The sequence below is a fragment of the Streptomyces sp. NPDC001880 genome (genome assembly GCF_053594575.1).
The window spans coordinates 1-8,831 of the sequence record NZ_JBSFET010000150.1 but is presented as its reverse complement, the minus strand read 5'-3'; the positions used below and the strand labels follow the sequence as shown (position 1 = coordinate 8,831).

Sequence of the window (8,831 nt, the reverse complement as noted above, 5' to 3'; positions counted from 1 at the left end):
CGCTCGGCTTCTGGCTCGGCAACGGCTCGGGCCTGACCGCCGCGTTCACCGCCGCCGTGGCCGTACTGATCATCGCCTGCCCCTGCGCCCTGGGCACTGTGCGACCGCTCGTCGCACAAAACCGCCCACCGCCTGTTCCCCGGCGCCCCGATGCGTTCGTATACGCCAGTCGGCAGCGAATCGGCGGGACCTCGGCGGAAAGGGCGTTCACGATGACCACCACGACGACCGATGAGCGGGCCCTCGCGGAGCTCCAGCGGGAGCACGGGCCCGCCCTCCTCCACTTCCTGCTCGGTCTGACCTTCGGCGACCGGCAGCGGGCCGAGGACCTGCTCCAGGAGACGCTGGTCCGGGCCTGGCAGCATCCGGAGGCCTTCGACGCCCCGTACGACTCGATGCGGCCCTGGCTCTTCACGGTCGCGCGGCGGCTCGCCATCGATGCGCGCCGTTCCAGGCAGTCCCGGCCGGCCGAGGTCGGCGACGCGGTGCTGGAGACCACCGCGACCGGGGAGGACACCGCCGAAGCCGCGGTCTGCGCCCTCGACGTACGCGAGGCGGTGCGCACTCTCAGCCCGGAACACCGAGCGGTCCTCGTCCAGATGTACTTCCGCGGGCTCACCGTGGACGAGACGGCCCGGGTGCTCGGCATCCCGGCAGGCACGGTCAAGTCCCGGTCCTACTACGCGCTGCGTCTGCTCTCCCGCAGCCTGCCCGGCTACTCCAGCAGGTCCTCCTCGCGCAGCAGGGCGAGCAGCGAGACGGCCTCCGCGGCCTCCATGTAGTCGGCGGCGCAGCGGTCGCAGGACTGCAGATGACAGGAGACCGTGCGCGTCTCGCCGGCCGTGAGCGCGTCGAGTACGTAGGCGCCGAGCACATGCCGGCTGTGTGGGCCCTGCCCGGGATCGGCGGTCATCGCATCCTCGTGTCGTGAACGGATCCTGTTCTTCTGGCCACGCGGGCCGCACTCCCCCGGTTCAATGCTCCCTGAAGCGCAGTGCCGAACAGAGAAAGAGGCGAGACGGGATGCGCCCGGAGCGTCAGGACGGAACCAGTGGGAACGGTCTGCTGGTCCCGATGGCCTGGATGTACGCGGAGTACATCGCCGATGAAATGCTGCGGACCGGCGATCTGATGGAGCCGTCCACACTGGAGTACCGCGCGGGCCGCGACGCCCTCGCGCTCACCGTCTTCCTCTCCGACGGCGCGGTTCCCGATGCGCTGCCCGCGGCCCGGCTGGACGAGCTGCGCCTGCTGACCGCGTGCGGGGCGGCGTGGTGCGGCTGGGTCCGGGAACGGCTCGACTCGCTCGGCGCGGTCCCGGCGGCCGGGCCGGCCGGTGCGGATCCCGATCTGGCGCTGGCCCGTGCGGCCTGGCGCCGGCTGGAGGAGACCGAACTGCTCGCGGCCGACCTCGATGCGATCGGTGCGCCGGCCCGGGAAGCGGTGGGCGACGAACCGGACGCGCAGGAGGCGGCCCAGGTGTGGACGCCGGCCTGGCAGCTGGGCCTGCCACTGGGACATCTGGCGATCCATCTCCACTGAGCGGTGTCCGGCCCGTCGGTCAGGAACCGTGCACCCCGGCACGGTACTTCGGCAGCCGCACCGTGATCTTCATCCCGGCGCCGATGCCCGTCTCGATGACGAGTCCGTAGTCGTCCCCGTACACCTGGCGCAGCCGTTCGTCGACGTTGAGCAGTCCGATCCCGGTGGAGTGGCCGCCCTCGCCACGCAGGATGTGGCGCAGGCGTTCCGGGTCCATTCCGGTGCCGTTGTCCTCGATGACCACCTCGGCCTCGGAACCGGCGTCGAAGGCGCTGATGGTGATGCGGGTCGGGGTCTCCCGTGCCGGTGCGGAGCCGGCGTCCCGGGGCACGCCGACGGCTCCTTCGAGGCCGTGCTTGACGGCGTTCTCGACCAGTGGCTGGAGGCAGAGGAACGGCAGGGCGACGGGCAGTACTTCGGGGGCGATCTGGAGGGTGACCGCGAGCCGTTCGCCGAAGCGGGCCCGTACGAGCGCGAGGTACTGGTCGATGGAGTGGAGCTCGTCGGCAAGGGTGGTGAAGTCGCCGTGTCTGCGGAACGAGTAGCGGGTGAAGTCAGCGAATTCCAGCAGGAGTTCACGGGCGCGTTCCGGGTCGGTGCGGACGAACGAGGCGATGGCGGCCAGTGAGTTGAAGATGAAGTGCGGAGAGATCTGGGCCCGCAGCGCTCTGATCTCGGCCTCGATGAGCTGGGTGCGGGAGCGGTCGAGCTCGGCGAGTTCCAGTTGTACGCAGACCCAGCGGGCCACCTCTCCGGCGGCCCTCGCCAGCACCGCGGATTCGCGCGGCGCGTAGGCGATCAGGGTGCCCAGCACCCGGTTGTCGACGGTGAGCGGCACGGCGACGGCCCAGCGCAGCGGGCAGTCGAGGTCGTCGCAGTCGCTGTGGAAGGCGGTGTCCCGGCCGCTGGCGAGAAGGTTTAGCACCTGGTCCATGACGTGGCGGCCGTGGTGCTCGCCCTCGCCGTCCCAGACGAGCACCCGCTCACGGTCGGTGAGGCAGAGCGCTTCGGTGCCGAGCAGGGAGCGCAGCCTGCGGGCGGATCTGCGGGCGCTCTCCTCGGTGAGCCCGGCGCGCAGTGGGGGCGCGGCGAGGGAGGCGGTGTGCAGCGTCTCGAAGGTGGCATGCTCGACGGGGGTCCCGACATCGCTGGTGCGCGGGGGACGGGCGGTGCGGCGGCCGAGCAGGAACCCCGCGCCGAGCAGCAGGAGGGCGAGCAGGACCAGAACGGCGTATCCGGCTCCGGTCATCGGTGCCTCCCCGATGTCGAGAGGGCCCGGCAGTGGGCAGCGCGGCTGAGGGAGCGGGGCCGGGGTGCGTACATCGCGAGGCGGAGGACCGGGGCAGCTGGGGTCTCCCCCGCCCGAACGCGTCCGGGAGCTCGGGGAAGGGGCGTGGGTGACCGACGGCAACGCCACGAGGCGGGTGCTCCGGCCCCGCGACGCCGCGAGGCCCGCTGCCGGGCGCTCACAGCGCCTCCGGCAGGTGGAAGCGGGTCATGGCGGCGTTGGTCCCGGCGGGTATCCGGCCGGGCGTGGCGAGGGACACCAGGACCATCGCGAGGAAGCCGACCGGCACCGTCCAGACGGCGGGCCAGGCGAGCAGGGCGTGCGGCCAGCCTGGCGGGCGCACCGCGCCGCTGACGGTGATGGCGACGGACAGGAACGCGGAGCCGCCGCCGAGCAGCAGTCCGGCGATGGCGCCGGGCGGGGTGAGCCGCCGCCACCAGATGCCGAGAACCAGCAGCGGGCAGAAGGAGGAAGCGGAGACGGCGAACGCCATGCCCACGGAGTCGGCGACCGGCACCCGGCTGACCATCAGCGAACCGGCCAGCGGTACGCACATGGCGAGAACGGTGGCCAGCCGGAAGTGCCGTACCCCGCGCGAGGGGAGCACGTCCTGGGTGATGACTCCGGCGACGGCCATGGTGAGCCCGGAGGCGGTCGACAGGAACGCGGCGAAGGCGCCGCCCGCGATGAGCGCGCCGAGCAGATCGCCGCCGAGCCCGCCGACGAGCCGGCCGGGCAGCAGCAGCACGGCGGCGTCCGCGTCCCCGCCATGGATCAGCTCGGGAGCGTACAGCCGGCCCAGGGCTCCGTACACCGGGGGCAGCAGGTAGAACACGCCGATGAGGGCGAGGACGGCGACCGTCGTACGGCGGGCGTCGCGGCCGTTGGGGCTGGTGTAGAAGCGGACGACGACGTGCGGCAGGCCCATGGTGCCGAGGAAGGTCGCGACGATCAGCCCGTAGGTGGCGTACAGCGGATGGTCGGCGCGGAAGACGGAGAGCTGCTCGTCGAAGGAGACTCCGGGGCGACCGTCGTCCTGCCAGGCGAGCACCAGGAAGATCGCGGGTACCAGGAGTGCGGTGAGCTTCAGCCAGTACTGGAAGACCTGGACGAAGGTGATGGACCGCATGCCGCCCGCGGCGACGGCCATGACGACGACGGACGCCACGAGTACGTCGCCGAGCCAGCCGGGCGCCCCGGTGAGGATCTTGAGCGTCAGCCCCGCGCCCTGGAGCTGCGGTACGAGGTAGAGCCAGCCCGCCGCGACCACGAAGACGCCGACCAGCCTGCGCACCTGACGCGACTCCAGCCGCCCCTCGGCGAAGTCGGGCAGTGTGTACGCCCCCGAGCGGCGCAGCGGTGCGGCGACGAAGACCAGCAGCACCAGATAGCCCGCGGTGTAGCCGACCGGGTACCAGAGCATGTCCGGGCCGTGCACCAGCACCAGGCCCGCGATGCCGAGGAAGGAGGCGGCGGAGAGGTATTCGCCGCTGATGGCCGCGGCGTTGAGCCGGGGCCGCACGGTGCGCGAGGCGACGTAGAAGTCGGAGGTGGTGCGGGAGATGCGCAGTCCGAAACCGCCGACGAGGACGGTCGCGAGGACGACTGCGGCGACCGCCGCCACCGCGTACGTACGGCTCACGGCGTGGGGCGGCCTTCCACGAGCCGGGCGAAGTCGCGTTCGTTGCGTTCGGCCCGTCGCACGTACCACCAGGCGATCAGGGTGAGCGGCGGGTAGGCGGCGAAGCCGAGGACGGCCCAGACGAGCGCCGCGCTGTGCAGGGCCTCGAAGACCAGCGGCAGCGTCCCGACGACCACGGCGAGGACGGTGAACGCGGTGAGCCCGGCCCGCAGTTGGCTGCGCATCAGCGACCGGACGTACGCGCCGCCGAGTGCGGTCTGCTCGTCGATCTCCGACTGGGTGCGGTAGCGCGGCAGTGGACGCACCCGCCGGGGCTCCCCCGTCACCACTTCGCGCCGGGGTGTTGGCTCTGCGGACATGGGCCCGGAGTGTACGCAGCACCGGACCGCCCTGGGAAGGGCCGTCCCCCGGGAGGCCCTGGTCAGCGGCCGGTCTGGCGCATCAGCAGATCGCGCAGCGCCCGGGTGTGGCGGCGGCTCACCGCGAGCTGTGCGGTGCCGATGCGGACGCTCATGCTGCCGGCGTCGAGGCGGAGTTCGTCGATCCGGCCCAGGGCGACGAGGTGGCGGCGGTGGATGCGGACGAAGCCGCGGGCGCGCCAGCGCTCCTCCAGGGTGGTGAGGGGGACGCGGACGAGGTGGCTGCCGGTGGCGGTGTGCAGCCGGGCGTAGTCGCCCTGGGCCTCGGCATAGGCGATGTCGTCGATCGGGACGAACCGGATGATTCCGCCGAGCTCCACCGGGATGTGGTCGCCCGCGGTGTCGAGTACGGGCGCGGAGCGGTCCCCGACCTGTTCGGCGACCCGGCGCACCGCCTCGGCCAGACGCTCGCGGCGTACGGGTTTGAGGACGTAGTCGACGGCCTTGAGGTCGAAGGCCTGGACGGCGAAGTCCTCGTGCGCGGTGACGAAGACGATGAGGGGAGGCGCGGCGAAGCCGGCCAGCAGCTGGGCCACGTCGAGGCCGGTGAGGCCCGCCATGTGGATGTCCAGGAACACGACGTCGATGGCGGCCGGGTCGTCCGGGCCCGCCTCGACGGCACCGCCGATGCGGCGGAGCGCCTCGGTGGCCCCGGTGGCCCCCTCGGCGCTGCGGATCCGGGGATCGGCACGCAGGAGGTAGAGCAGTTCCTCCAGGGCGGGTTCTTCGTCGTCGACGGCGAGTACGCGCAGCATGGGCCGGAGTGTAGAGCGCGCACGGGGGTACGGGGCCGGGTGATTCACCGCTTCTTCGCGTACCGGCCGGCCCGCGCACCCCGGCGGGTCAGACATGGTTCCGGACTGCCGGAAGCAGCGGCCCGATGTCTCTCAGAGGCCGTAGACCCGCTCGGCCGTGGTGGCGAGGACGCGGGCGCGTTCGTCTCCGCTGAGGACGTCGGTCAGGGTGCGGGCCGTGTCGACGACCTCCTCGTATGTCGCCGCGAGCCGGCACACGGGCCAGTCCGAGCCGAACATCAGCCGGTCGGGGCCGAAGGCATCGAGGACGGTGTCGGCGTACGGGCGCAGGTCGCTCACGGCCCAGGAGCGCGGATCGGCCTCGGTGACCAGTCCGGAGAGTTTGCAGACGGTGTTGGGGCGGGCGGCCAGTGCCCTGACGTCGTCGGCCCAGGGGCGCAGTTCTCCGGCGGTGACGGGTGGCTTGCCCGCGTGGTCGAGCACGAAGGTCAGCTCGGGCAGCAGGGCTGCGGCCTGGACGGTGGCGGGCAGTTGGCGGGCCTGGACGACGAGGTCGTAGACGAGCCCGGCGTCGGCGACGGCGCGCAGTCCGCGCCGGACGTCGGGGCGCAGCAGCCAGGCGGGGTCGCTCTCGCCCTGGACCTGATGGCGGATGCCGACGAGCCGGTCGCCGCCGGGAAGTTCGCGCAGCGCGGCCAGTGTGCCGGCGACGTCCGGAGCCGTGAGGTCGCACCAGCCGACGACGCCCGCGACGAGGTCGCTGTCCTGAGCGAGGGCCAGGAACTCGGGGGTCTCCTCCGCGACGGTGACGGTCTGGACGAGGACGGTGGCGCGCACCCCGACGGCGCGCGCCTCGGGCTCCAGGTCGGCCAGGGTGAAGTCGCGCCGGAGCGGGGAGAGTTCGTCGCCGGTGATCCAGTCCTGGTCGCGTACCGACAGGTCCCACACATGGTGGTGGGCGTCGACGATCCGTTCCTCACCGGTCATCTCACAGCTCCCAGGCGACCGGGAGACCGGCTCCGGCGCCGTCGGCCGAGTAGTCGTGCGCCACGTCGAGCATTTCGTCCATCCTGGCCTGCCAGGCGACGTTGACGGGGAGCTGCTCCAGCTCGGCGAGAAGTGCGGCGTAGTCCTCGCAGTCGATGACATGGAAGAGGTCGGTGCCGCTGCGCCAGATCGTCCAGGACGTGGCACCCGCCGCGCGGATCGCGGCGGTGAGCTCTGCCGGGACCTCGCGGTGAGCGGCCTCGTACTCCTCGATGCGGTCGGCGCGGACCTTGGTGTGCAGGGCGATTCTCATGTCAGTGTCCGTTCTCGGTCAGCAGGCCCTCGGCGCGCAGCTCCTCCCAGAGCTCGTCCGGGATCTCTCGGCGGAGCAGGGCGGCGGCATCGCGCACCTCGTCCGGGGAGCGGGTGCCCACGAGCACTCCGGCGACGGCCGGGTGGGCGAGCGGGTAGTGGAGCGCGGCGGCCCGCAGCGGGACGCCGTGGGCCTCCGTGATGGCCTTGATGCGAAGGGCCCGGTCCAGGAGGGAGAGAGGCGCGGCCGTGTAGTCGTACGTGGCGCCGGGGCGCGGGTCGGCGAGCAGCCCGGAGTTGAAGACCCCTCCGACGACCACGCCGCGGCCGCGGGCGGCCGCCTCGGGCAGCAGTTCGTCGAGTGCGGACTGGTCGAGGAGGGTGTAGCGCCCGGCACAGAGCACCACGTCGACGTCGGTGTCGCGCAGGAACCGGGTCAGCATCCCGGTCTGGTTCATCCCGGCGCCGATGGCTCCCACGACGCCCTGGGCACGCAGCTTCTCCAGCGCCGGGTAGGCCTCGTCGAACGCGGCCCGTGCGTGGTCGTCCGGGTCGTGCAGATAGGCGATGTCGATGCGGTCGAGGCCGAGCCGTTCCAGGCTGTCCTCGATGCTGCGGCGTACGCCGTCGGCGCTGAAGTCCCAGCGCCGGCGGTGGGTGGCGGGTACGGCGAAGCCCTCGGAGAGTCCGTCGGGTCCGTCCCCGGAGCCGGCGGCGCCGGCGGGCAGTGGGTCGAGTACCCGCCCCACCTTGGTGGACAGCACGTACGACTCGCGGGGCCTGGAGCGCAGGGCCTCGCCCAGCCGCCGTTCGGAGAGGCCGAGTCCGTAGTGCGGCGCGGTGTCGAAGTAGCGGACGTCCTCGTCCCAGGCGGCGTCGACGGCGGCGGCCGCCCGCGCCGGTTCGACGGCGGTGAACAGATTGCCGATGGCGGCTGCTCCGAAGGACAGCTCGGTCACCTCGACCGCGCTGCTTCCCAGCCTGTTGCGCCGCATGATTCCGCCGCCCTCCCCGGTGATCGCTTCCTGCACACAGCGAATATTCATCGGATCACTTGGACGCGTCAACACCTCACGCACCACAGGCTGCGGCACTTCCCTGGATATCTGTCCGATCTATGGCCGATCAGGGCGTCGGCCGCTCGGTGGGTCGGGCAGCAGCGCGAGCAGCTGTGCCACCTCTTCGTCGGCACAGCGCGCCAGCCGTTCCAGATCGGGCAGCGCCTTGCCGTCGGCCACCAGCCCGACCCGCACCCGGCCGCCGTACGTGGACAGTGCCACGGCGAGGGCCTGGCCGCGGGCCAGCGGCGCCATCGGATAGACGGCCCGCAGCGGGCAGCCGCCGAGCGAGAGCGCCGAGCGCGGCAGGGGCACGCTGGTGACCAGCACGTCGAAGAGCATCCTGGCCGCGTTCCCGGCCAGCGGGGCCCCGAAGCGATGGGCCAGCGAGGGCAGTTGGTCGGCGAGCACCGCGACCGCGCCGGCGCCGCGTAGGGGACCCGCCGCCTTGTTGCGGTCCATGGCGGTGCGGACACGGTCGAGCCGTTTCCAAGGATCGGGTTCGCCGACCGGGAGTCCGAGCAGATAGGCGGAGAGCCTGTTCCCGGTCGCCGCGGCCTGGCCCGGCCTGCGGCGGGAGACCGGGACCAGGGCGCGCGGGTCCTCGTCGGGCAGCGCTTCGCCGCGCTCCCGCATCCAGCGGCGCAGCGCTCCGGCGACGATCGCGAGCAGGACGTCGTTGGTGGTGCCGCCCGCGGCGCGGCGGATCCGCTGGACGGCTTCGAGGTCCAGGTCCGACTGCACCAGCAGGACCAGGCCCACCACACAGCCGACGAACAGCACGAGCAGCTTGAAAGAGTTGAACAGCGAGGCCCGCAGCTGCCGCAC

11 protein-coding genes are annotated in these 8,831 nt (G+C 72.4%); 2 read left to right on the top strand and 9 right to left on the bottom strand.

Annotated elements, in window-relative coordinates; genetic code table 11:
- Positions 1-212: 212 nt before the first annotated feature.
- Positions 213-782 carry a sigma-70 family RNA polymerase sigma factor gene (locus ACWCQ6_RS34430; RefSeq protein ID WP_451096036.1) on the top strand — a complete coding sequence of 190 codons (570 nt, stop codon included), beginning with the start codon at positions 213-215 and terminating at the stop codon, positions 780-782.
- Here ACWCQ6_RS34430 and ACWCQ6_RS34425 read toward each other — a convergent pair.
- Positions 716-913, bottom strand: coding sequence for a zf-HC2 domain-containing protein (locus ACWCQ6_RS34425; protein WP_451096032.1), 198 nt, complete (start codon positions 911-913; stop codon positions 716-718). The two genes, ACWCQ6_RS34430 and ACWCQ6_RS34425, sit on opposite strands and share 67 nt — an antisense overlap.
- Positions 914-1,023: 110 nt before the next feature.
- On the opposite strand from ACWCQ6_RS34425, the gene ACWCQ6_RS34420 reads away from it, so the two are divergent.
- Positions 1,024-1,542: a hypothetical protein gene (locus ACWCQ6_RS34420; RefSeq protein WP_451096030.1), complete on the top strand. Its 519-nt coding sequence runs from the start codon at positions 1,024-1,026 to the stop codon at positions 1,540-1,542.
- Positions 1,543-1,561: 19 nt separating this feature from the next.
- Here ACWCQ6_RS34420 and ACWCQ6_RS34415 read toward each other — a convergent pair whose 3' ends face one another.
- The 8 genes from ACWCQ6_RS34415 to ACWCQ6_RS34380 all read right to left on the bottom strand — a co-directional run.
- On the bottom strand, positions 1,562-2,791 hold the full coding sequence (locus ACWCQ6_RS34415) for a sensor histidine kinase (RefSeq protein ID WP_451096028.1): 1,230 nt from the start codon (positions 2,789-2,791) through the stop codon (positions 1,562-1,564).
- Between the two features lie 217 nt (positions 2,792-3,008).
- Positions 3,009-4,472 (bottom strand): sodium/solute symporter, encoded by a 1,464-nt coding sequence (locus tag ACWCQ6_RS34410; RefSeq protein WP_451096026.1) that lies wholly within the window; start codon positions 4,470-4,472, stop codon positions 3,009-3,011.
- Positions 4,469-4,831 carry a COX20 family protein gene (locus ACWCQ6_RS34405; protein WP_362452177.1) on the bottom strand — a complete coding sequence of 121 codons (363 nt, stop codon included), beginning with the start codon at positions 4,829-4,831 and terminating at the stop codon, positions 4,469-4,471. Before ACWCQ6_RS34405 ends, ACWCQ6_RS34410 begins: the two co-directional genes overlap by 4 nt.
- 62 nt (positions 4,832-4,893) lie before the next feature.
- A complete protein-coding gene (locus tag ACWCQ6_RS34400) occupies positions 4,894-5,646 on the bottom strand; it encodes a LytR/AlgR family response regulator transcription factor (RefSeq protein ID WP_451096024.1) in 753 nt (250 codons plus the stop codon).
- A gap of 132 nt (positions 5,647-5,778) precedes the next feature.
- Positions 5,779-6,633 carry an amidohydrolase family protein gene (locus ACWCQ6_RS34395; protein WP_451096022.1) on the bottom strand — a complete coding sequence of 285 codons (855 nt, stop codon included), beginning with the start codon at positions 6,631-6,633 and terminating at the stop codon, positions 5,779-5,781.
- Between the two features lies 1 nt (position 6,634).
- Positions 6,635-6,946 carry an L-rhamnose mutarotase gene (locus tag ACWCQ6_RS34390; RefSeq protein ID WP_451096020.1) on the bottom strand — a complete coding sequence of 104 codons (312 nt, stop codon included), beginning with the start codon at positions 6,944-6,946 and terminating at the stop codon, positions 6,635-6,637.
- Position 6,947: 1 nt separating this feature from the next.
- The gene (locus ACWCQ6_RS34385; RefSeq protein WP_451096034.1) at positions 6,948-7,940 is read right to left on the bottom strand and encodes an aldo/keto reductase; all 993 of its coding nucleotides are present in this window, start codon (positions 7,938-7,940) and stop codon (positions 6,948-6,950) included.
- A 120-nt stretch (positions 7,941-8,060) separates the two neighbouring features.
- Positions 8,061-8,831: WS/DGAT domain-containing protein (locus ACWCQ6_RS34380; RefSeq protein ID WP_451096018.1), on the bottom strand; the 771-nt coding region annotated here is incomplete at its 5' end.